We start from the raw sequence: 22,246 nt of genomic DNA, 5'->3' as shown, positions 1-22,246 counted from the left end.
GTCTTTTCTCTTACTCTTCCGCGTAGAGGGCTTCGAGGCAGGCGCGCGCGAGGCTGCGCAGGCTGGAGATGCCCATTTCCGGCGGCAGCGAGCTGGCGTCGTAGGCGAGCGGCAGTTCCGTGCAGGCGGTGACGATCGGGGCGCGGCGGACGGCCCACAGCCTGGCGGCGATCTCGTCCATGACCGCGCCGCCGGCTTTCAGCTCGCCGGCCTTGACGTGGACGATGGCTTGGGTCGCCAGTTCGCGGACCTCTTCGCTGGCGTCGAAAAAACGGTAGCCGCGGCGCGCCGCTTCCTTCTCGTAGATGCCCGAGGCCAGCGTCGCGCCGGTGGCGATGATCCAGCAGCCGTCGGGCGCGGCTTTGACCGCGTCGGCGACGGTAGCTTCGACGATGTGGATCAGGGGGGCTCGCAGCTGGGCGCGGAACGGGTCGATGAAGATGTGCGCCGTGTTGCAGGGCACGGCCAGCAGATCGGCGCCCCAATCGCACAGCGTGTCCAGACCTTGGCGCAGCGCGGCGGCGGGGCTTTCGCCGCGGCCGAAAAACGCCGCCGTGCGGTCGGGCGTCTGCGCGTTGGAATAGACGTAGACGACGGGGTGCTCCTGATCGCGCTTCGCCGGGGCCATCGCCGCCAGCAGACGCATGAATTCGGCCGAGGCCGCCGGGCCCATGCCGCCGTAAACGCCGAGGATTTTTCGAGGGATCATGTCGTTCACCTGCGTTTCGCAAAATTTAACGCTCGCAGAGCGCGCGCCGATTATCTTATTCCCGTTTGCGGGCGCTGTCAAACGGCCGCCGTTTGGGGGAACGGCGCGCGAGTGATAGAATAGAGGCGAAAAAAAGCGCGCGGCTGGCCGGGCGCGGAAAATTCCGCACGATCAAAGGAGAAAATTCTCGTGAACGTCGATCTGAACGAAATCAACTCGCGCCTGACCGGCCTCGACGAGGCGGCGGTCAAGGCCTCGCAGGAAAGATGGAGCGTCGTCGCCAAGCCTTTGAAAAGCCTGGGGGCGCTCGAGGATCTGGTGACGCGGATCGCCGGGATCACGGGCGAGGCGCGCTTCGACATCGGCAAACGCGCGCTGGTGGTGATGTGCGCCGACAACGGCGTGATCGCGCAGGGCGTGACGCAGACGGACGAGTCGATCACGGCGCTGGTGGCCGCCGACCTGGCGAAGGGATGTTCCTCCGCCAATCTGATGGCGCGCGTGGCGCGCGTGGACGTGATCCCCGTGGACGTGGGCGTGAAAAATCCGCCCGACGCGCCGGGGCTGATCAGCCGCCGTATTGCCGCCGGCACGCGCGACTTCACTTCCGGGCCGGCAATGACGCGCGAACAGGCGCTGCGGGCGATCGGCGTCGGCATCGAAACGGCGCGCGAGTGCCGCGAAAAGGGCTACCGCCTGATCGCCACGGGCGAGATGGGCATCGGCAACACCACGACCAGCGCCGCCGTGGCCGCCGCGCTGCTGGGCTGCGAGCCGCGCGGGATCACGGGGCGCGGGGCCGGGCTTTCGGACGAGGGGCTGAAGCGCAAGATCGCCGCGATCGAAAAGGGCATCGCCGTCAACCGCCCCGACGCGGACGACGCGCTGGACGTGCTCGGCAAGCTGGGGGGCTTCGACATCGCCGCCATGGCGGGGCTGTTCATCGGCGGCGCGCTGGCGCGCCTGCCCGTGGTGATCGACGGCGTGATCAGCGCCGTCGGCGCGCTCGTGGCGCGACGGCTGTGCCCCGGCTGCGCCTTCGCCATGATCCCCAGCCACATGTCGGCGGAACCGGCGGCCCGGCGGGTCTTCGGCGAGCTGGGGCTGGAGCCGGTGATCCGCGCCGGGATGCGCCTCGGCGAGGGTACGGGCGCGCTGTGTCTGTTCCCGCTGCTGGACATGGCCATGGCGCTCTACGACGGCCTCGTCTTCAGCGATATCGGCATGAAAGCCTACACGCCGCAGTCATAAAGTTTTTGAGGACAAATCCGCCACGAAAAAACGCCGCCGGCGACTCGCGAAAGACCAGGCGTTTTTCTCCGTTCGCCGTCATAGCCTTTGTTTCCCGCACAGGAGGGGATTGCGTGAGCAGAAAAGACGTCATGAACAAAAAGCCGGAGGAGTGCAATTATTCGTTCTTCAGCCACAAGGACTGCGAGTTCTTCCCGTGTCACAGGGGCATCGCGCCGGAGGACTTCAACTGCCTGTTCTGCTACTGTCCGCTGTACTGCCTCGGGCGCGAGTGCGGCGGCAACTTCCGCTACCTCGAAAACGGCGTCAAGGACTGTTCGAACTGCCTGATCCCGCACCGGCGCGACAGCTACGGCTACATCGCCGCGCGCTTCACGAAGATCGTCAAGGCCATGCAGGAGCGCGAGCGGGCCGCGGCAAAGGACGGAGAATGAAAATGTTCCACGTGGAACATCTTCGCGCCCGAAGCCGCACGAGGCGTCGCGAATGCTGATTTTTCTGACCGGCGCCGCCAACAGCGGCAAAAGCCGTTTTGCCGAAACGATCGCTGCGCGCTTTCCCAGCAAAAAAATTTACGCCGCGACGATGATCCCCTGCGGGGCCGAGGGCGCGGCGCGCGTCGACAGGCACCGCCGCCAGCGTGCCGGGCAGGGTTTCGTCACCGTGGAGTGTCCGCGCGGGCTCGACGGGATTTCCGCCGGGAAGAACGCGCTGGTGCTGCTCGAGGACGTGTCCAACCTGCTCGCCAACGAGATGTTCGGCCGCGGCCGCCCCGGCGCGGAGGACGAGGCGCTGCGCCAGATCGTTTCTCTCGCCGGGCGCGCCGCCGTGGTGATCGCCGTGACGATCGGCGGCGTCAGCGGCGAGGGCTGCGACGCGGCCACGAAAAATTACGCGGCGGCGCTGAACCGCCTCAACGAACGGCTTGCCGCCGCGGCCGACGCGGTGATCGAAATGCGCGGCGGCGCGCCGCGGCTGCTGAAGGGAGAATGCCCATGGATTGCTTGAAACCGCTCTGGATCGCGCTGTCCACGTATTCGGCGATTCCCGTGCCGCAGTGCGGATGGGACGAAAAGTCGCTGGCCCGTTCGTTCTGTTTTCTGCCCGCGGTCGGCCTGCTGATCGGCGCGGCGCAGGGCGCGTGGCTGTGGCTGTGCTGGTTTGCCGGCTTCAATCTGCTGCTGCGCAGCGCTGTGGCCGTGGCCGTGCCGCTGCTGGTCAGCGGCGGCATCCACATGGACGGCTTCTGCGACACCATGGACGCGCTTGCATCCCATCAGCCGCCGCGGCGCTGTCTCGAGATCATGAAGGACTCGCGCGCCGGCGCGTTCGCGATCATTTACTGCGGCGTCTACCTCGTGCTCGATCTCGGGCTGGTCAGCGAGGCGGCGGGGCTGCCAGGGGTCTTCTGCCTGATCTTCACGATGTCGCGCGCCGTTTCCGTGCTGTCGGTGCTCAGCCGTAAAAACGCCCGCGGCGGCGGCATGCTGGCGCAGTTTCAGCAGCCGGCGCAGACTCTGCTGGTGCGACGCTGCGCCTGGGGCTGGATCGTCGTCTGCGCAGTCGTGATGGATTTCTGCGACCTGTACGCCGGCACCGGCGCGCTGCTGGGGGCCGTGGCGGCGTGGTTCGCCTATCACGCCATGGCGGAGAGGCGCTTCGGCGGCATCACCGGCGACACGTCGGGATTTTTCGTGCAGACGCTCGAGCTGGCCATGCTGGCCGGCATGGCGCTGGGACAGGCCGCGGAGATCGCGAGGTTCGCGCTGTGCGGATCCTTCTGATCCGTCACGGCGCGACGGCCAGCAACCGGGCGCGTCTCTATCTCGGCCGCCGCGACGAGCCGCTTTGCGAACTCGGCGTCACGCAGGCCCGCGTCTGCGCCGCCGGACTGCCGCCGGTGGAAAAAATCTTCGTCAGCCCGCTGCGCCGCTGCCGCCAGACCGCCGCGATCCTCTTTCCGCGCCTCGAACCGGTCGTGATCGGGGCGTTCGTCGAGATCGACTTCGGCCGCTTCGAGGGGCGGTCGCACGACCAGCTCGCAGGCGGCGACCCCGCCTACGCCGCCTGGCTCGAATCGCGCGGCGAAGGGCCGATCCCCGGCGGCGAAGACATGGCGGCGCTGCGGCGGCGCTGCCGCCAAGGATTTATGGACATGACCGCGCAGTCGCGCGGCTGCGGCCGTATCGCCGCGGTCGTTCACGGCGGCACGATCATGGCCGTCCTCAGCGAGTTCTGCGAGCCGCCGCGCCCCTTTTACGACGGCTTCGTGAAAAACTGCGGCGTCGTGCGCTGCGTCTGGGACGGCGCGCGCCTGCGCCTCGAAGGCGGCGACCTCGCATGACGTTCCCCGCTTCGGCGGCGGCGCTGACCGTCGGCTTCGCGCTCGATTTGCTGTGCGGCGACCCGCACGGCTTTCCCCACATCGTCGTCTTCGCCGGCAAACTGATCGCCTGGGGCGAAAAGATCCTGCGCCCGCTGTTCCCCCCACGAAATGGGGCGAGCGCGCCGCGGGGGCTCTGCTGGCCCTGACCGTCGCCGCCGTCTGCACGGCGCTGCCGGCGCTGCTGCTGCGCGCCCTGTACGCCCGTTCGTTCTGGACCGGGCTGGCGGCGGAGAGCTTTTTCTGTTATCAGCTTTTGGCGGCGCGTTCCCTCCGCGACGAAAGCCGCAAGGTCGCCGCGGCGCTGGAAGCCGGCGACTTGCAAAGCGCGCGTTACTGGCTTTCGATGATCGTCGGGCGCGACACCGAGTTCCTCGACGAGACCGGCGTCGTCGAAGCCGCCGTCGAGACCGTGGCCGAGAACACCGCCGACGGCGTGGTCGCGCCGCTGTTCTGGACCGGACTTTTCGGCGTGCCCGGAGGCTGCTTCTGCAAGGCCGTCAACACCATGGACTCGATGATCGGCTACAAGAACGAGCGTTACCGCCGGTTCGGCACGGCCGCCGCTCGCCTCGACGACTTCGTCAACTTCATTCCGGCCCGCCTGGCCGGGCTGCTGATGGTCGCCGCCGCCGGACTGTGCCGCTTCGACATGGCCAACGCGTGGCGGATCTTCCGCCGCGACCGCCTCAGGCACGCCAGCCCCAACTCCGCCCACGCCGAAGCCGCCTGCGCGGGGGCGCTGCGCGTCCAGCTGGCCGGCCCCGCCAGCTACGGCGGACAGGTCGAGGCCAAACCGTTCCTCGGCGATCCGCTGCGCCCCGTGGAGACCGCCGACATCGCCCGCGCCCACAAGCTCCTTTTCGCGACCGCCGCGCTCTCCTTCTTCTTCGCGCTGGCGCTGCGCCTTCTGATTGTCCGCGGCTTTTGATACTAATTTTTGATCAAAACGCTGACATAGTTTGCAGGGCGCTGCGGGGGAGTCCAGTCGCTCAGGACTATCTCGACCGCTGCGCGGTCTGCGCAGCTCGCTTTGTGAATCTCCCCCGCAGCGCCCTTGCGTTCGGCTTTTTAATTAAGAAATAGTATGAGCCGCGCCGGGGTACATGCGCCGCCGTCTTTTCGACGCAGGGGCGATCGGTAAAATCCAGTTTGCGAAAGCGGGAGGACGACGATGAAAAAAATTTTGGTTACGGGCGGAACGGTATTTGTGAGCCGTTATGTCGCCGAATACTGCGCCGCGCGGGGGCATGAGGTTTTCGTGTTGAACCGGGGCACCAAAACGCAGCCGCCCGGCGTCAGCCTGATAAAGTGCGATCGTCATTCCATCGGGGACAAGCTGAGAAACATCCGTTTCGACGCGGTCGTCGACGTGACGGCGTACGACGCGCGGGACATCGTCGATTTGACCGGCGCGTTGGGCGACTGCGGCGCTTACGTGATGATCAGCTCCAGCGCCGTCTATCCCGAAACGGGAGCGCAGCCGTTCCGGGAAGAAAGTCCGTTGGGGCCGAACAAGTTCTGGGGTGAGTACGGCGTCGGCAAGATCCTCGCGGAACGGGCGCTTCAGGCGCGCTTCCCCGGCGCGTATATTTTGCGCCCGCCGTATCTGTACGGAGAAATGAACAACGTCTACCGCGAGGCGTTCGTTTTTGAATGCGCGGAAAAAAAGCGCCCGTTCTTCCTGCCGAAGGACGGGGCGATGAGATTGCAGTTTTTCCACGTAAGGGATCTGTGCAGGTTCATTGACGTTGTTCTCGAAAAACGACCGGAACGCCATGTTTTCAACGTTGGAAACAACGATCCGATCACCGTGAAAGACTGGGCGGCCCTGTGCTATCGGATCGTCGGCCGAAAGCCCGAATACGTCGGCGTCCACGAGGACGTCGAACAGCGGAACTATTTCAGCTTTTACGATTACGAGTACCGCCTCGACGTGGAAAATCAGCGCGCGATGATGCCGGAGACGACGTCCCTGGAGGACGGGCTCGAAAGAGCGTACGCATGGTACCGCGGCAATCGGGAAAAAGTCGGCGTCAAACCGTTTATCGCTTATATCGACGAGAACTTCGGACGGATCCCGAAGTTATGATCGGCTGCCTGTACTGGCGGCCGCCGCCTCGCCCTGGAAGCTTGACTGATCCTCTTTTCGACACCTCGAGAGCCGCCGTCCGTACGGCGGCTTTTATTTTCATCGGCGCTGTGTTATACTATTTCATTATAGTATAGCCAAAGTATCCGTACCTCAGTTATAATGCCCCCGAGGTGATGGAGAATGCCCGTAAAATACGAGATCACATCGGAACAGCAAGCGGAAATCGAAGCGGCGCGGAAAAAGAATCGCAACAAGAAGATCGAAGCCAAACTGAGAATCCTCAGCTTGCGCGCCGAAGGGAAAACCCTGAAAGAAATCAGCGAAATCACGGAATACCACTTCACGAACGTCAGCAAGATCATCTCGCAGTTTATCCATCGCGGTCTCTCGTATGTGCTGCAATGCCATTACCTCGGCAACCATCGGAACATGACCTATGAGCAGGAAGAAGCCGTACTTGCTCCTTACCTGGAGAAAGCCGGGAAAGGAGAAATCGTTTCGGTGGCGGAAATAGCCCAAGCCTATCAGACCGCGGTGGGACATACTATCAGTCCGACTCAGATTTACGCGGTCCTGAAACGTCATGGCTGGAGAAAAGTCATGCCGCGCAGCCGTCACCCCAGGAAAGCGAACGAGGAGGCCATCGAGGCCTCAAAAAAATTAACGCTCAAGTTCAGGAATTAAAAGAGTTATCCACAACAGGGAACGTCAGACTGATGTTTCAGGACGAAGCCGGCTTCGGCAGAATCAACACGCCCAAATACTGCTGGTGCAGGAAAGGCATTCGACCGAACGTTCCCTGCCTTCACATCCGCGAATACCGCTATGCTTACGGTGCCGTAGAGCCGCTTACGGGAGAAAGCCTCTTTCTGATCATGCCCAACTGCGACAGCGATTGCATGAACGTTTTCCTGCGGGAACTTTCACACCGATTTCCGGAAGACCATATTCTGCTCTGCTGTGACGGAGCTGCCTGGCACAAGTCCAAAGCGCTTCAGGTTCCTGCCAACATCACCCTGTTCCATATTCCCCCTATACCCCGAGATGAACCCCATTGAGCAGATCTGGAGAGAGCTGCGCTGTCAGGGCTTTCGAAACGAGATTTTTTCGACGCTTGAGAACGTTGTCGAGCGTCTGTGCCGCACGATCAGAAATCTCACCGCTCAGACCATAAGGAGTATTACCGCAAGACAATGGATTGTTAGGTGCTTTAAATGAGAAATAGTATTAGTATGACGGCAGTCCGCCCCTGCTCGGCCTGGCGTCTTTCCGAAAGCGGGGGCCATTTGGGAGGCTTCGCTTTGAAAAAATTCGACCACGGCGGAGACGTTTATTCCCGCGACGTCGATCTCGATTTCTCCGTCAATCTCAATCCGCTGGGCATGCCGCCGGCGGTGCGCGAAGCGCTGCGGGCCGGCGTCGATTCCTACGCCGCCTATCCCGACCCGCACTGCCGCGCGCTGCGGGCGGCGCTGGCCCGCGCGCTGCGCGTCGAGCCGTGGCAGCTGCTCTGCGGCAACGGCGCTGCCGATCTGATCATCCGCCTCTGCCTGGCCCGAAAGCCGGAAAAAGCGCTGCTCTGCGCGCCGACCTTTTCGGAATACGAGAAGGCCGCGCTGCTCTCCGGCGCTCGGGTGAAGAAGTTCATCCTGCGCGAGGAAGACGACTTCGCTCTCGGCGGCGGGATCCTCGGCGAATTGACGGGCTCCTACGCGCCGGACCTATTTTTCCTCTGCAATCCCAACAATCCCACGGGACAGCTGACCTGTCCCGCGCTGATCGGCCAGATCGCCGCCGTGTGCGAGAAGCGGGGCACGCTGTTCGTCGTCGACGAGTGCTTTCTTCCCTTCACCGGGGCGCCGTCGGCGCGCCCGCTGCTGAACGCGCATCCGCATCTGGTCATCGTCGATGCGTTCACCAAGCTGTACGCCATGGCCGGCCTGCGGCTGGGCTTCATGATTTCGGCCGATCGCCGGCTGGTCGAAAAGGTCGCCGCTTTCGGCCAGAGTTGGAGCGTCTCCGCCCCGGCACAGACGGCCGGCCTCGCGGCGCTGTCCGGCGACGGGGAATGGACCGCCCGTACCCGCGCCGTCGTCGCGGCAGAACGAGCCTTCGTCCGCGCGGGGCTGCGCGAACTGGGATTCAAAGTCTACGACAGCGCCGCCAACTACATTCTCTTCCGCAGCGAGAAGCCGCTGTTCGAGCCCATGCTCGCGCAGGGCGTCCTGATCCGTTCCTGCGCCAATTACACGGGTCTCGACGAACGTTACTACCGCGTCGGCGTCAAACGGCGCGCCGAAAACGAACGGCTGCTTGCCGCCCTGCGCCGCGCGCTGGCGTGAATTTCACACTCTGCGATCGAAGAAAGAAGGAATGACCGTGAAAATGCTTCTCACTGGATTCGAGCCCTTCGGCGGCGAGACGATCAACCCCGCGCAGGAAGCGCTGGCGCTGGTGCCCGATCGGATCGGGGCGCTGGAGATCGTCAAGCTGATCCTGCCCGTCGTCTTCGGCACGTCCATCGCCGTGATCCGCGCCGCGCTGCGCGAACACCGGCCCGACGCCGTGCTCTGCGTCGGCCAGGCGGGAGGACGCATGGAAGTCACGCCCGAACGCGTGGCGCTGAACCTGAGCGATGCGCGCATCCCCGACAACGAGAACAATCGTCCCATGGACGAACCGATCTTCGCCGACGGCCCCGCCGCCTATTTCGCCACGCTACCCGTCAAGGACATGGCCGCCGCCATCCGTATCGCCGGTCTGCCGGCGCGCGTCTCCAACACGGCCGGGCTTTTCGTCTGCAACCACGTGATGTACGGCGTGCTCTATCACCTTGCCCACGAACTGCCTCATGCCATCGGCGGCTTCATGCACGTGCCTTACGCCCCCGAACAGGCCGCCCGTCAGGCCACGGCCCAGCCTTCCATGGCCAAAGACGACATCGCCCGCGCCATCGCCGCCGCCATCGGCGCCATCGAGCGCCATCTCGCGGCGCGGCGGTAAATCTCGAACGATGGACGGGAGCATCCATTCCGTTTCGCCTCGGCGTTGACCGCCCAACGCGATCCTCGACACAAAAAAGCCGCCGCTTTCGCATCGGAAAAGCGGCGGCTTTTTTATCGAACCATGAGTCAACGCCAGATCAGCAGTTCTTCCACGGACTTGCGCGGGCGCGCGGCGGGCGTTTCGGCGGGGCGTCCCAAAGCGATCAGCGCGGAAACCGACTGCCCCTCGGGCAGGCCGGCGAGACGGCAGACGTCGTCGTTGTCGAAGACGCCCATGATCACCGTTCCCAAACCGGCTTCATGCGCGGCAAGACAGAAGGCCTCGGCGGCCAGGCCGGCGTCGAACGACTGCCAGTGGCTGCCCTTGGAGGTGGACGGCACGCCGTCCTTGTCATAACCGCTGACGCCGTCGAGCGTTATGAGCAAAATCAACGCGGGCGCGCCGGCGACGATCTGCGCGTTCCGCTCGAAGCCCATCAGTCCCTCGGCGGCGATCCGGCCTTTCAGGGCCGGATCGAGCACGGCCATGTAATACTAATTCTTGATAGAAAGTATTAACATAGTTTCCTGGGCGCTGCGGAGGAGTTCAGTCGCTCAGGACTCCCTCGACCGCTGCGCGGTCTGCGCAGCTCGCTTTGTGAATCTCCTCCGCAGCGCCTCTGCATTCGGCATTTTAATTGAGAAATAGTATAACGTACCGTCTGCGAGTTCTTCCACGTCGGGGCGAAACGCGCCGTGTCCACGATGCGCTCGATCTCTTCCTTTGCCACGGGCGCGTCCGAAAATCTGCGCACGCTGCGGCGCCCTCTGATGCATTCGAGAGCTTCCATAGGTCCCGCCTCCTTTGCGTTTTTGACGATTTCAGCGTCCGGCTCGTCGCCGGACGACCGTCGCGGATGTTCCACGTGGAACATCCTTTCCGCGCGGCGCACGATGATCCGCTGGGCATCACGCGCCGCGCGCCCTTTGAATATTTTCCGGCGAAAAGTTTTCGCCGTTATTTGCCGATGCAGAAGCGGCCGAAAATCTCGTGCAGCAAGTCTTCGTCGCGGTCGCCGCCGAGGATGCGGGAGAGCGAGCGGCGGGCGTCGCCGACGCAGCCGGAAACGAGCGCCTGATCGAGACCGTCGCCGAGAGCTTTCAGTCCCGTGCCGACGCTGGCGATGGCGCCGCGCAGCTCCTCCACCTGGCGCGAGCTGGCGTTCAGGCCCGTATCGAGCGCGCCGGTGCCGGAGACAAGGCCGACGAGGGATTCCTTCAGTTCGTCGAGGCGCAGTCCCTTGGCCGCCGACACGGAAATCACCGTGCTGGCGGGGATCAGGGCCGTCAGCGAGGCTTCGCTGATCTGCTGCGGCAGGTCGGCCTTGTTGAGGACGACGAGGTGCGGCGTGTCGGCCAGCTCGTGGACGCGGTCCACGTCTTCCTGATGGAGCGGTTCGCTGCCGTCGATGACCCAGACGCAGACATCGGCCTCTTTCATGGCGGCGCGGGCGCGCTCGACGCCGATGGCTTCCACTTCGTCGTGATAGTTCTCGGTGATGCCGGCGGTGTCGACGAGGCGCAACGGGATGCCGCGGTAGGTCAGCACGGCTTCGATGACGTCGCGCGTGGTGCCGGGGATGGCGGTGACGATGGCGCGCGACTCCTTGAGCAGCGCGTTGAGCAGCGACGACTTGCCGGCGTTGGGGCGGCCGACGATGGCGACGCGGATGCCCTCGCGCAGGATGACGCCGGAAGAGCAGCGCTCGAGCAGATCCGCCAGCGACTGGCGCACGACCTCGAGGCGGCCGGCCAGCGACTCGTCGGCGACGTAGGGCACGTCTTCCTCGGGAAAGTCGAGGCCGACTTCGATCTCGGCGCCGAGGGAGGTCAGTTCTTCGTAAATCTCGCCGACGGCGCGCGTCAGCTCGCCGTCCAGCGTACGGTTGGCGGCGCGCAGGGCCTCGTTGCTGCGAGCCTGGATCAGCGCGCCGACGGCTTCGGCCTGCGAGAGGTCGAGGCGGCCGTTTTCGAAGGCGCGGCGGGTGTACTCGCCGGGCAGGGCCATGCGCGCGCCGCCGGAAATCAGCAGCTCGAGGCAGCGCTGCGCCGCCAGGCTGCCGCCGTGGCAGTGCAGTTCCACCAGATCTTCGCCGGTGTAACTGTGGGGCCCACGAAACGGCAGCACGAGGATGTGGTCGATCACCTCGCCCGCTTCGTCGAGCAGCACGGCGTTGCGCGCGAAACGCGCTTTCAGCGGCGCCTCGGTCTGAAGACGCACCTGGCGCTGCGCGATCGACCAGGAATCGGGGCCCGAAAGCCGCACAATGGCAATGCCGCTGTTTCCCCAAGCCGTCGAAATTGCCGCGATCGTGTCTCCGAACACAATGGTCACCTCCCCGAAAGAGTCGCCTTGCTTTCTCGTCTCCAACTTCCCGGTTTTATTATAGCAGAGCGCAAATTCATTATGACGATTTTAGTTAAAAAATCAAGAGCCGCAAATTTTCACCGCGCCAGCGAGTCGGCGATGAAGCGGGCCGCAAATTCCGCCAACGCCACCCGCGAGCCGCAAAGGCCGTGCGCGGCGGGATAAACGGCCAAGCGGCGCAGCGCGCCGCTTCGGAAGTTTTGCAAGCTTGCCCACAGCCGCCCCATCATCGGCTCGAAAGGCGCGACGGTATCGGCCGTGCCGGCGGCGCAGCAGACGTCCATGTCCTTCACGGCGTCGAAGGCGTTTTCGAAACTCCAGTCCCGCACGGAACGCACGTTTTCAAAGAGCGCTTCGGGGCCGTCGGAGTTCAGCACGGAACCGCTTTTCAGCAGTTCCTTCAACGGCCGCGGCTCGCCTTCGCGCAGGAAATACGTGGGATCATAGGGAGCTATCAGAATGAGCCCGCGCAGCCACGCCAGCCGACGGGCCGCGTTCAGGCTCGTCCAGCCGCCGACACTGTGCCCGGCCAGGAAGACCGCTTCGGGATCGATGTTGTGCCTCCGTCCCGTTTCGCCGCAGCGCGCTTCGTTCGCCAAGGCCACGGCGTCTTCGACGCAGTGAGTGAACGTGTATGTGCCCCGACTGCCCCAGGCGCCGCGATGGTGCGGCACGATAACGACGCAGCCGATGCGGCGCAAAGCCTGCGCCAGATCGTCGTTGCGTCCCGTGCCGGGGAAGCCGTGCAGCAGGATCACGCCGGGGCGCGCCCTTCTGAAGCTGCCGTCGGGCCACATCACCTGGCCATAGATATGTCCGCCGTCCACGGCCAGGTCGATGGCGTCGTAATCGGCAGGCGCAACGCCGTCTTCGCACGGTTTGTCCTTCGTCAGCCAGCGCAGGTCGACGCGCCCGTTTCCGCTCGATTCGTCCATACGGATCGCCCCTTTTCGGCAGCGTCTCCTCCCGAGACGCGCCCTTGTGATCTGTTCTTCATCAGATATACCGCGCCGCGTCCGCGCGGTCAAGTACGGACGAACGCTTTTCCGCCGCTTTCGTCTCATTTCGTCCTTGACAGCGAATAATTTTCGTGCTATAAGATGCCTCAAGCGATTTCCAATCTTTCGCAAAGGCGTGGATTTTCATGATCTCGGCAACCATCCCAAACAGCTTTGACAACGGCATGTGGTGGCGCAGCGTGGGGACTCTCTTCGACGAGGACCGACGCGCTGTCGTGCTGCGGTCTGAATAAATCCGTCCGGATACGAAGAGCCGGTTCCCATTCACGCGGGGACCGGCTCTTTTTATTTTATGCTCGGCGTCCGGAAAGGGGGATGTCCATGGAGCCCGGTTGGCGGCTCAAACAAAGCGAACAGCGCAGCGTGCGGAACTCGGCGGCCGTCGTCGGCCGGACTTCACGGATCCCCGCGGGATCCCGTTCATCTCAGGGAGGTTTTTGTCATGCAGTTCACTCAGCTTCAGTCGATTCTCGTCGTTCTCGGCTTCTTCACCGTCGGCGATCTGATCGCCTCGCGCACCCGGGCGCTCGTTTCCATGCGTTTCGTCTCCTCGGCCATGATCCTCGCCGCTTTCTGGCTGGGGATGCCCGCGGACTTGTTCAAGACTACGGGCCTGATGAGCCTGGCGATGACGTTCATTCCCGTGCTGATGGTGCACATGGGCACGATGATCGACGGCCGGGCCATGCTGGCGCAGTACCGCACCGTGCTGATCGCGCTGGCGACGATGTGCGCCGCCTCGGCCGCCGTGATCCTGATCGGAAGTCCGCTGATCGGCATGAACTTCGCTCTCACCGCCACGGGCCCCATCTCCGGCGGCAACGTGGCCATGCTGATCATGAGCGAAGCCGCCCAGGCCAAAGGGCTGAACGACATCCTCGTGTTCATCACGATGCTCTTGATCCTGCAAGGGTTCATCGGCGTGCCCATCGCCAGTTTCTGCCTGCGCCGCGAAGCGCGCCGCCTCAAGGCCGCCTTCGCCGCCGGCGGGCAGGTTGCGGAAACCGAAGCTGAAAAGGGCGAGCGCAAAAAGCTGATCCCCGAACTGCCGAAAAAGCTGCGCACGCCGTTCGTGCTGCTGTGCAAGAGTTTTCTCGTCGCCGCTCTGGCCGTCGCCGCCGCGCAGGCGACCGGCAACCGCGTCCATCCCTTCGTGATGGCGCTCGTCTTCGGCGTCGCCGCGTACGAGCTGGGCTTCCTCGAGGGGCGCATCCTCGACATCGCCGCCTCCAGCGGCCTCTCCATGTTCATCATGCTTTTGCCCACGTACGTCAACCTCAGCAAGGCCACGCCGCAGATGGTGCTGTCGCTCTTTTACCCGATCGCCGTCTCCTTCGCCGCCGCCGTGATCGGTTTGGTCGCCTCGGCGTACCTGATCAGCCGTTTCGCGAAAAGTTCGTTCGACATGACGCTGGCCATCGGCGCCTGCTGCCTGATCGGCTTCCCCGGCACCTACATCGTCGCCGACGAAGTGTCGCGCAGCTTCGGCGACACGCCCGCGGAAAAGGAGTTCATCGAAAGCCGTATCATGCCGCAGATGCTTGTTTCCGGCTTCACGACCGTGACCATCGCCTCGGTGTTTCTGGCCGGATTCCTGGTCAACTTCATGTGATCTCGAGAAAGGAAGAATAAAATCATGGACAAAGCGAAGATCCTCGCGCTGGCCGCTCAGGCCGAAGGCGAAATGACCGCGTTCCGCCGCGAGCTCCACCGCCACCCCGAACTGGGCTGGCAGGAAGTGCGCACCACCGACGCGATCGAACGCGAGCTGAAAAATCTCGGCTGCGCCGTTTTCCGCCGCGGCTTCTCCGGCACGCGGTGCGGCATCGTCTGCGACGTCAACCCCGACTCGCCCGGCCCCTGCGTGGCCGTCCGCGCCGACATCGACGCGCTGGCCGTGGCGCGCGAAGACAACGATCTGGAATACGCCTCCGCCGTGCCCGGCGTCATGCACGCCTGCGGGCACGACGCCCACGCCGCCTCGCTGCTGGGCGCGGCCAAAATCTTCAAGGCGCTCGAAAAAGAGCTGCCCGGCCGCGTGCGCCTCATGTTCCAGCCTTCGGAAGAGCAGGCCACAGCGCCCGGCGCCAAAGCCCTCATCGCAGAAGGCATGCTCGACGGCGTCGACGCCGTCATCGGCTATCACGTGCGCGCCGGCGCGCCCGAAGGCGAGATCCAGTTCACGCCCGGGGCCGCCACCACTTCCGGCGACATCTGGGAACTCGACGTCATCGGCAAGGGCGGCCACGGCAGCCGCCCGCAGGACGCCGTCGACCCCACCGTCGCCGCCGCGCAGATCATCTGCGCCCTGCAGACCGTCGTCAGCCGCGAGATCCCGCCCGGAGAGCGCGTCGTCGTCAGCATCGGCACGCTCAAAAGCGGCAGCGCCGTCAACGTCATCCCCGAAAAGTGCGAGATCGCCGGCAACATCCGCACCACCAACCCCGATATCCGCGCCGCGCTGCCCGAACGCATCGAACGCATCGCCAAAGGAGTCGGCCTGGCCATGCGCTGCCGCACCGATTTCCGCTTCATCCCCGTCTATCCCAGCATCGTCAACGACGAAGCCATGTGCCAGCTGCTCGAAGAGGCGGCCGGCGAACTGTTCGGCGCCGAAAAAGTGAAGCGCGTCCCCATCTCCTCCGGCTCCGACGACTTCAACTTCTACTCCGCCGAACGCCCGTCCGTCTACTTCAACGTCGGCATGGGCGGCCCCGGCACGCCCTACGCCGCCGCCCACCACTCGCCCCAGTTCCGCACCAACGACGCCATCCTCAAAACCTGCGCCGCCGCCGTCGTCGCCACGGCGTGCAAATTTCTGGAAGCGAAAACGAAATAAAGCATGAATGCAGCGCGAGGCTGCCTTTTTTCCCGCTCTCAAGCGGATCAAAAGGCAGCCTCGCGCCGTGCGTCCCGTAGTGTTATCTGCCTTTTCGTGAGAAAACTGCCATCTATAAAGTGCCTTTTCGTGATAAAATGGGAACAAACAAAGTGCCTTTTCGTGATGCACAACGACTGCTCGCTTTTAAACAGCGACGTGTGGAAGGAGGAAATCATGGCGGACATCAGACGAAAAATTTATGACCGGATGCTCGAGTGGAAGCGCCGCAACCGCGGCGCCAGCGCGCTTCTGATCGACGGCGCCCGGCGTGTCGGCAAGAGCTATATCGCCGAAAAATTTGCGAGGAGCGAGTACCGTTCGTATATTCTCATCGACTTCGCCAAAGCGCCGCAGACGATCAAAGATCTCTTCGACGAAGACGCGGACGACCTAGACCTGTTGTTCGGCAAGCTGTCCGCCTACTATGGAACGCCTTTGCACGAGCGCGATTCGGCGCTGATCTTCGACGAAGTGCAGATGTGCCCGTCCGCGCGCCAGCTCGTCAAGTACCTCGTACAGGACGGGCGATACGATTACATCGAGACCGGTTCGCTGCTGACGCTGAAACAAAACGTGCGGGACATCGTCATCCCCTCGGAAGAGGAGCATCTCGAGATGTTCCCGCTGGACTTCGAGGAGTTTCTCTGGGCGCTGGGAGACGAAACGACCATCCCGTTCCTGAAAGAGCGTTTTGACACCCTGACGCCGGTAGGACAGGCACTGCACCGCAAGATCATGAACGATTTCCGCCAGTACATGCTGGTCGGAGGGATGCCGCAAGCCGTCGCCGCATACGCAGGGAACAAAGATTTCGCGCAGGCTGACCGGATCAAAAAAAGGATCCTCAATCTGTACCGCGAAGACGTCTCGAAATTCGCCCGAGGCTATGAAAGCCGAGTCTACGCCATTTTCGACGAGATTCCCGGACAGCTGTCAAAAAAGGACAAAAAATACCGTCTGACGTCGCTGAACAAAAAGGCGCGTTTCCGAGAATATGAAGACGCGTTCGTCTGGCTCAGCGAAGCCATGATCGTCAACACGTGCGTCAACGCCACCGATCCGACGGTAGGACTGTCGCTGAGCCGCGATCATACGACGCAGAAATGCTACATGGCCGACACGGGACTGCTGGTGACTCAGACCTTCGTGGACGACTCCTTCGCGGACAACCGGCTGTACCGGGACATCCTTTTCGACAAGATCAACGTCAATGAAGGCATGGTCATGGAGAATGCCGTCGCCCAAACGTTCCGCAGCGCCGGACACAAACTGTTCTTTTATTCGAGAGCGGACACGGATCACCGCGAAAACCACATGGAAATCGATTTTCTGATTCGCCGCGACCGGAAAATCTGTCCCGTTGAAGTCAAGTCCGCCGCCTACCGCAAACACTCCTCGCTCGATAAATTCATGAAGAAATTCAGAGGCCGGCTCGGCCAGGGCTACGTGCTGTATCCCAAAGACGTGATGGTCAAAGGCGGCGTCGTCCATGTGCCTCTGTACATGTCGATCTTCCTTTGAAGCAAAGCCAGAGTGCCGTAAATAAACGACGTCGGACGACGGCTGCATGAGCCAGCCAGCGTCCGACGTCGTTTTAAAATCGGTTGAGTGCGGCCTGAGATAAAGCGGCGTTCCCTCGCAGAGCGCAACGACCTCGGCGCGATTGACCGAGCCCCGTTTTCGGACAAGGGGCGAAGCCGACGTGTCTGTCTTGGAAGTACCGCTCCGCAAGGCGTTACTTCCGGCGCGGCTTTATGACCAACGCGCGGATCTTTTCTTCGATGATCTCCCAGAAGATCCACAGCGGGATCGAAAGGACCATCAGCGCCGTGAACAGGACCTTCACGCCCACCGTCAGCCCCGAGGTCAGCTCGGACCCCAGCAGCGACAGCACCGCCATGCCGGGAGCGCGCCCCAGCAGGCAGACCAGCGACAGCGGCAGCAGTCTCAGTTTCGTCATGCCGGCGATGAAACACACCGCGTCGTCGGGCAGCGCCGGCAGCAGGAAGATCATGAAGAACATCGTGTAGCCGCCTTTCGTCAGCAGCGAGTCGAAACGCTTCATCACGCCGTCGGGCACAAGGCGGCGCACGAATCTCTCTCCCAGCAGACGCGCCAACAGCATGGCGAGCAGACTGCCCAGCGCCAGTCCCAGCGTCGTCAGCGCCCAGCCTTTCCAGAAGCCGAACACGAAACCGCCGGCCAGCGCCACTGCCTGGCCGGGGATCGGCGCGAACAACACCTGCAGCACCTGTACGCCGACAAAAAACCACGGCGCCGCCCCGCCCTTGCGCAGCAGCAGGTCGCGAAAACTCCGCGGATCGGCGAAAAACTGCCCGACGAACGACTGCCATCGCCCGGCAACATCTTCGGGCAGCAGCCACAACGCCGCCTCATACACGGCGAACATCGCCGCCGCGATCGCGCAAGCCGCCACGACCACCGCCGCCAATCCCGCCGCCTTGCGCCGCAGCAGGGCGAGGAACTCTCTTTTGTTCACCGGGGCATCCTCCGTTCAGATACGCGCCATCATCCCGATGCGGGCGGCGGCAAACCGCCGCTGCGCCGGCCGGAAAGATTCTTTTTCGTTCCACTTTACGCTACAATAGAGGCCGTTTCCCTTAGTCTCCTCCAAAGGAGTGGTTCCCTTGATGCGTCTTGGACTCCTCGGCGGCATCGTCGGCGTGCTCTTCGTTCTCTGGCTGATCCCCACGCTCGTGAGCGTTTTTTTCAGCCTCGTCTGGTTCCTGGTCAAGCTGCCGTTCCGCCTGCTTCATCTGATCGTCGTCGACGGGCTCTTCGGCCTGCTCGGACTCGCCTGGAAGCTCTGCAGCGGCTTTTTCGCCCTTTTCGGCGTCGTCGGTACCGTCGTCATGTGGCTGCTCATCGCCGCCGCCGGCGTTTGGGTCGGCATCTCCCTGCTCAACGCGTGCGCCGGAACTTCGCCGCCCCGCAAAAGCGGCGGCGCCTCCCCAGCGCCGCGCGCTCCCGAAGAAAATTCGACGCCGGAGCGCCGCGCTTCGCTTCGCGCCGGTGGGCGCTGGGGATTTTCGGCCTCGGCAGCGACGCTTCGCAAAGCGACATCAAAAGGCGCTATCGCGAGCTCGTCGCCGCGGAACATGCCGATCGTCCTGCGTCCGGCGCCGCCCCCGACGGAACCGGCGAACGGCGGCTGGCGCAGATCGACCAAGCTTACGAAATCCTCACCCATTGAATTATAAATCGTCACGGCAGCGCCGGCAAATCATTTTCCGGCGCTGTCGCGACGATGTCGGCCGCTCACAAGATCGCCGCGCTTCTCAAAGATTCAGCGCGCCTTGTTCGGCAGGGCGTTCCGCTCGAAATCGGCCTTCATCGCGGCGCGCAGCTCCGGCGACTGGAACACGTCGAGGCCGGTCATGGCCAGCCCCTTGGCGGCCAGCAGCACCACCTCGTCGGCGCGGCGAGACACGGCGGCTTCGCGCAGCTCGGTCGTGTGGCCGCCGACGCCAGGCGCGTGCAGCGACAGATAGGGATGGATCGACGGCGTGCGCACCGACACGTTGCCGATGTCCGACGAGCCGCTCATGCGGTCGGGCTCGGGCCATGACATGGGCTCGCCCAGCGCTTCCATGTTGGCCTTGAAAGTCTCGTCCAGCGGCCGGTTCGGATAGCGCTCGGAGCAGAACGGCGTATGGACGATCTTCAGCTCCGCTCCGGTCATGGCCGCGGCGGCCCGCGCCAGACGCTCGAGATCGGCGTACATCGGCCTGAGCTGGTTCAGCTTCTCGGCGCGAATGGAGAACGCGCAGGCGCTGAACTCGGGGATGATGTTCGGGGCCGTGCCGCCGGCGGTGATGATGCCGTTGATCTTGCTCTTGTTGGGCCAGAGATGGAGCTGGGCGTTGACGGCCGCAAACAGGTGCAGCGTCGAGGTCAGCGCGTTGACGCCGAGAGCGGGGCGCGAGGAATGGGCCGACGTGCCGTGAAACTCGACGAACACGTCGGTGACGGCCAGGCTGCCGGCGCCGACGAGATTTTCGCTGGGACTGGGATGGAACATCATGGCGCAGTCGAGCCCGTCGAACGCCCCGGCGTCGGCCATGGCGATCTTGCCGCCGCTCGTCTCCTCGGCCGGCGTGCCGAAGAGGACGACCGCGCCCTCCCTGCCTTCCAGCGCTTCGGCCAGCGCGATAGCCGCGCCGCAGGAGGCCGCGCAGATCATGTTGTGTCCGCAGGCGTGACCAAGGCCGTTGAGCGCGTCGTATTCGGACAGAAAGCCGATCTGCGGCCCTTTGCCCGGCGTGCCCTTAACGGCGCGGTACGCCGTGTCGAGCCCGCAGCAGGGATTTTCGACGACGAAGCCGTATTTTTCCAGCAGCGTCTTCTGCCAGGCCACGGCCTGGCGTTCCCGCATGCCCAGCTCGGGATGAGCGTGTACCTCATGGCTCAGCGCGATCAGCTCGGGGGCAAGACGTTCCACCGCAGCGGCAATTTTCTGTTTCGGATCCATCACCCAACCTCCTTAAAATAAACTCTTAAAAGATTATCCGATCGTATTTAAATTTTTGTTTCAGCCCAGTGTCGTTATTCTACACGCTCCCCTTCAATTCCGCAATCGAAAAAGCCATGCCGGCGCCGAGTTCTTCATCGGCGGCAGAGACACGCCCCGCCGCGCAAAAAACCGCGCCCCGAAAAACAAAATTTCGGAGCGCGGTTTTGTCGTTTTCGTCGCAGCCAGCACCCGATCCGCCCCGGCGAACGCCCGATGCGGAACGTTATGGCATGGCGAGCCTTTTTCAGGCGTTTCCCCGCGAACCCACGAAGGAGGCCCTTCCGGTCCCGTTCCCTTCGCCGCCCGCGGGCGCCCATTCGTAATAGGCCCGCTCGTCGGCTCCGGCTCCGAAGCGCACCGCGTTCTTCCTGCCGGCGCAACGGAAGCCCAGCTTTTCGCACAGACTCACGGCGGGCACGTTGCCCGACCACACGTCGAATCTCACGGCACGGCAGCGCATGCGGGAAGCCGTCTCCATGACGAAGTGCATCATCTGCGTGCCCAGCCCTTCGCGAAAGCGCAGCGGCGAAACGCACAGCGCCCGCACAACCACAACCGACCGCGGCAGAGCGCGGAACTTCCAGTTCACGCGGGCGTAGTCCTCGGGCTGCTCCCGGCTGATCGCCATGGCCGCGTAAATTTTTTTGCCCTCGCCCTTCTCGTCCCAGAGCGCGTACATTTCCTGCTTGGCGACGGCGCGGCGCACCGTCGTGCGGTCGGGATAAACGCCCGACACCCATTTGGAGTACGCCTCGTGACGGCGCTCCCAGGCGAACAGCTCCATGTAGATCTGCTGCACCGCGTCGATGTCGCGTCCCGTCGCTCTTCGTATCATGCGGAACTCGCCCCCCTTCGCAGACTGCGCCCAGTTTAGCACGAAAGGACGCGGAAGGGAACCGGGCGCGGCGCGCCCCCATGCCGACGTCATCCTTCTTTTCCGTTTGGCGCAATAGCGCCGTTTGGAGGAAAGACTGCTACAATGAAGCGGAAAAAAGGAGGCGAGGTGCATGAACGAGAAGGATTGGACACTGCTGACGGCGCTGGCGGCGGAAAAAAATCTCACGCGCGCGGCGCAGAGGCTGTACGTCACCCAGCCGGCCGTGACGCGGCGCATCCAGCAGATCGAGCGGGAGCTGAACTGCGCTATCGTCGTCCGCGGAGCGCGCGGCGTCGAGCTGAGCGCCGAAGGCGAAGCGCTGGCCCGTTACGCCGCCGAGGAACTGCAGCGTTTGCAGGCGCTGCGCGAATACATCGACAACCGCGGCGCCGACGTGCGCGGCACGATCCGCCTGGCCTGCGCCAACGCCTACGCGCGAGCCTGCCTGCCGGGGATCCTCAAAGAATTCTCCGCCCGCTGCCGCGGCGCGGACGTCCACGTCGTCACCGGGCACAGCGCCGCTCAGGCGCGCCGCCTGAGCGCGGGTGAAGTCCACGTGGCCATCGTGCGCGGACCGTTCGATTGGCCGGAAGAAAGTTTGCCTCTCGACGCCGATCCTTACTATTATATCGTCAGCGCCGCGCCCGTCGAGCTGGAGCGCCTGCCCGACCTGCCCCAGATCCGCATCACCACCGACGCGCCGCTGGAAGCTGAACTGCACCGCTGGTGGACGGAGCGCTACCGCCGGCCGCCGCGCGTTTCCACCGTCGTCGATCGTTCCGACATCTGCGTGGAGATGGTGCGGCGCGGGCTGGGCTACAGCCTGCTTTCCGGGCTCGACGTACAGGGCTGCCCGGATCTGTTCCGCGCGCGGCTCGTTTTCGCTTCCGGCAAACGCGAACTGCGCCGCGACACGCGGGCTTACTGCCGCGCCGCCTCGCTGCAGCTTCGCGCCGTCAGAGCCTTCTGGGATTTTCTGCGCGAACGGGGCCAGCGGAGCGAAAATTGATTTTCCACCCCCGCTGTGATATTTTGAAATCGCCGCGGCGCTTTCGCGAAAAGAAACGTCGCATCATTCGAGAGGG

The 22,246-nt window shown here is 63.8% G+C and carries 24 protein-coding genes; 16 read left to right on the top strand and 8 right to left on the bottom strand.

Annotation, left to right across the window (positions count from 1 at the left end):
- Positions 1-10 precede the first annotated feature (10 nt).
- On the bottom strand, positions 11-709 hold the full coding sequence (locus RAH42_RS12590) for an amino acid racemase (protein WP_288296860.1): 699 nt from the start codon (positions 707-709) through the stop codon (positions 11-13).
- Between the two features lie 189 nt (positions 710-898).
- On the opposite strand from RAH42_RS12590, the gene cobT reads away from it, so the two are divergent.
- The 11 genes from cobT to pcp all read left to right on the top strand — a co-directional run bounded on the left by cobT (position 899) and on the right by pcp (position 9,441).
- A complete protein-coding gene (gene cobT, locus RAH42_RS12585; RefSeq protein WP_317539649.1) occupies positions 899-1,960 on the top strand; it encodes a nicotinate-nucleotide--dimethylbenzimidazole phosphoribosyltransferase in 1,062 nt (353 codons plus the stop codon).
- Positions 1,961-2,073: 113 nt separating this feature from the next.
- Entirely contained in the window at positions 2,074-2,394 is a 321-nt protein-coding gene (locus RAH42_RS12580; RefSeq protein ID WP_078016442.1) for a cysteine-rich small domain-containing protein, read from the top strand.
- A 52-nt stretch (positions 2,395-2,446) separates the two neighbouring features.
- Positions 2,447-2,968, top strand: a complete 522-nt coding sequence (locus RAH42_RS12575) for a bifunctional adenosylcobinamide kinase/adenosylcobinamide-phosphate guanylyltransferase (RefSeq protein WP_317539648.1) — start codon at positions 2,447-2,449, stop codon at positions 2,966-2,968.
- Entirely contained in the window at positions 2,956-3,744 is a 789-nt protein-coding gene (locus RAH42_RS12570) for an adenosylcobinamide-GDP ribazoletransferase (protein WP_168170062.1), read from the top strand. The genes RAH42_RS12575 and RAH42_RS12570 overlap by 13 nt, the downstream gene beginning before the upstream one ends.
- Positions 3,729-4,304: a histidine phosphatase family protein gene (locus tag RAH42_RS12565; RefSeq protein WP_317539647.1), complete on the top strand. Its 576-nt coding sequence runs from the start codon at positions 3,729-3,731 to the stop codon at positions 4,302-4,304. Before RAH42_RS12570 ends, RAH42_RS12565 begins: the two co-directional genes overlap by 16 nt.
- 52 nt (positions 4,305-4,356) lie before the next feature.
- On the top strand, positions 4,357-5,274 hold the full coding sequence (cbiB, locus tag RAH42_RS12560; RefSeq protein ID WP_317539646.1) for an adenosylcobinamide-phosphate synthase CbiB: 918 nt from the start codon (positions 4,357-4,359) through the stop codon (positions 5,272-5,274).
- Between the two features lie 243 nt (positions 5,275-5,517).
- Positions 5,518-6,435 carry an NAD-dependent epimerase/dehydratase family protein gene (locus RAH42_RS12555; protein ID WP_317539645.1) on the top strand — a complete coding sequence of 306 codons (918 nt, stop codon included), beginning with the start codon at positions 5,518-5,520 and terminating at the stop codon, positions 6,433-6,435.
- Between the two features lie 183 nt (positions 6,436-6,618).
- The gene (locus RAH42_RS12550) at positions 6,619-7,122 is read left to right on the top strand and encodes a winged helix-turn-helix domain-containing protein (protein ID WP_317539175.1); all 504 of its coding nucleotides are present in this window, start codon (positions 6,619-6,621) and stop codon (positions 7,120-7,122) included.
- Positions 7,123-7,154: 32 nt separating this feature from the next.
- Positions 7,155-7,496, top strand: coding sequence for a transposase (locus RAH42_RS12545; protein WP_317539644.1), 342 nt, complete (start codon positions 7,155-7,157; stop codon positions 7,494-7,496).
- Between the two features lie 243 nt (positions 7,497-7,739).
- Positions 7,740-8,780, top strand: a complete 1,041-nt coding sequence (locus RAH42_RS12540) for an aminotransferase class I/II-fold pyridoxal phosphate-dependent enzyme (RefSeq protein WP_199674714.1) — start codon at positions 7,740-7,742, stop codon at positions 8,778-8,780.
- A 43-nt stretch (positions 8,781-8,823) separates the two neighbouring features.
- Entirely contained in the window at positions 8,824-9,441 is a 618-nt protein-coding gene (pcp, locus tag RAH42_RS12535; protein WP_317539643.1) for a pyroglutamyl-peptidase I, read from the top strand.
- A 128-nt stretch (positions 9,442-9,569) separates the two neighbouring features.
- Here the strand turns inward: pcp and RAH42_RS12530 are convergent, their stop codons facing one another.
- The 4 genes from RAH42_RS12530 to RAH42_RS12515 form a co-directional block, all read right to left on the bottom strand.
- On the bottom strand, positions 9,570-9,971 hold the full coding sequence (locus tag RAH42_RS12530; RefSeq protein ID WP_317539642.1) for a nitroreductase family protein: 402 nt from the start codon (positions 9,969-9,971) through the stop codon (positions 9,570-9,572).
- Positions 9,972-9,997: 26 nt separating this feature from the next.
- Complete coding sequence (locus RAH42_RS12525; protein ID WP_317539641.1) at positions 9,998-10,273, bottom strand: nitroreductase family protein; 276 nt, start codon at positions 10,271-10,273, stop codon at positions 9,998-10,000.
- Positions 10,274-10,440: 167 nt separating this feature from the next.
- The gene (mnmE, locus tag RAH42_RS12520; RefSeq protein ID WP_317539640.1) at positions 10,441-11,817 is read right to left on the bottom strand and encodes a tRNA uridine-5-carboxymethylaminomethyl(34) synthesis GTPase MnmE; all 1,377 of its coding nucleotides are present in this window, start codon (positions 11,815-11,817) and stop codon (positions 10,441-10,443) included.
- A gap of 110 nt (positions 11,818-11,927) precedes the next feature.
- Positions 11,928-12,785, bottom strand: coding sequence for an alpha/beta fold hydrolase (locus RAH42_RS12515; protein WP_317539639.1), 858 nt, complete (start codon positions 12,783-12,785; stop codon positions 11,928-11,930).
- A gap of 526 nt (positions 12,786-13,311) precedes the next feature.
- On the opposite strand from RAH42_RS12515, the gene RAH42_RS12510 reads away from it, so the two are divergent.
- From RAH42_RS12510 to RAH42_RS12500, 3 genes are all read left to right on the top strand, one after another.
- A complete protein-coding gene (locus tag RAH42_RS12510; RefSeq protein ID WP_078016408.1) occupies positions 13,312-14,481 on the top strand; it encodes a hypothetical protein in 1,170 nt (389 codons plus the stop codon).
- Between the two features lie 24 nt (positions 14,482-14,505).
- A complete protein-coding gene (locus RAH42_RS12505; RefSeq protein WP_317539638.1) occupies positions 14,506-15,708 on the top strand; it encodes a M20 family metallopeptidase in 1,203 nt (400 codons plus the stop codon).
- Positions 15,709-15,924: 216 nt separating this feature from the next.
- Positions 15,925-17,271 (top strand): AAA family ATPase, encoded by a 1,347-nt coding sequence (locus tag RAH42_RS12500; protein ID WP_317539637.1) that lies wholly within the window; start codon positions 15,925-15,927, stop codon positions 17,269-17,271.
- Between the two features lie 214 nt (positions 17,272-17,485).
- On the opposite strand, the gene RAH42_RS12495 is transcribed toward RAH42_RS12500, so the two are convergent.
- Complete coding sequence (locus RAH42_RS12495; RefSeq protein WP_317539636.1) at positions 17,486-18,250, bottom strand: VTT domain-containing protein; 765 nt, start codon at positions 18,248-18,250, stop codon at positions 17,486-17,488.
- A gap of 151 nt (positions 18,251-18,401) precedes the next feature.
- Here RAH42_RS12495 and RAH42_RS12490 point away from each other — a divergent pair, with 151 nt between their 5' ends.
- Positions 18,402-18,971: a hypothetical protein gene (locus RAH42_RS12490; RefSeq protein WP_317539635.1), complete on the top strand. Its 570-nt coding sequence runs from the start codon at positions 18,402-18,404 to the stop codon at positions 18,969-18,971.
- A gap of 86 nt (positions 18,972-19,057) precedes the next feature.
- On the opposite strand, the gene RAH42_RS12485 is transcribed toward RAH42_RS12490, so the two are convergent.
- Both RAH42_RS12485 and RAH42_RS12480 read right to left on the bottom strand, forming a co-directional pair.
- Positions 19,058-20,242 carry an amidohydrolase gene (locus RAH42_RS12485; RefSeq protein WP_317539634.1) on the bottom strand — a complete coding sequence of 395 codons (1,185 nt, stop codon included), beginning with the start codon at positions 20,240-20,242 and terminating at the stop codon, positions 19,058-19,060.
- Between the two features lie 286 nt (positions 20,243-20,528).
- The gene (locus RAH42_RS12480; RefSeq protein ID WP_317539633.1) at positions 20,529-21,212 is read right to left on the bottom strand and encodes a GNAT family N-acetyltransferase; all 684 of its coding nucleotides are present in this window, start codon (positions 21,210-21,212) and stop codon (positions 20,529-20,531) included.
- 79 nt (positions 21,213-21,291) lie between these two features.
- On the opposite strand from RAH42_RS12480, the gene RAH42_RS12475 reads away from it, so the two are divergent.
- Positions 21,292-22,170 (top strand): LysR family transcriptional regulator, encoded by an 879-nt coding sequence (locus RAH42_RS12475; RefSeq protein WP_317539632.1) that lies wholly within the window; start codon positions 21,292-21,294, stop codon positions 22,168-22,170.
- Positions 22,171-22,246 lie beyond the last annotated feature (76 nt).

Origin of the sequence: Pyramidobacter sp. YE332 (genome assembly GCF_033060595.1) — a bacterium.
In the GTDB taxonomy this organism is placed as follows: domain Bacteria; phylum Synergistota; class Synergistia; order Synergistales; family Dethiosulfovibrionaceae; genus Pyramidobacter.
This window is presented reverse-complemented; position numbering and strand designations above follow the sequence as displayed.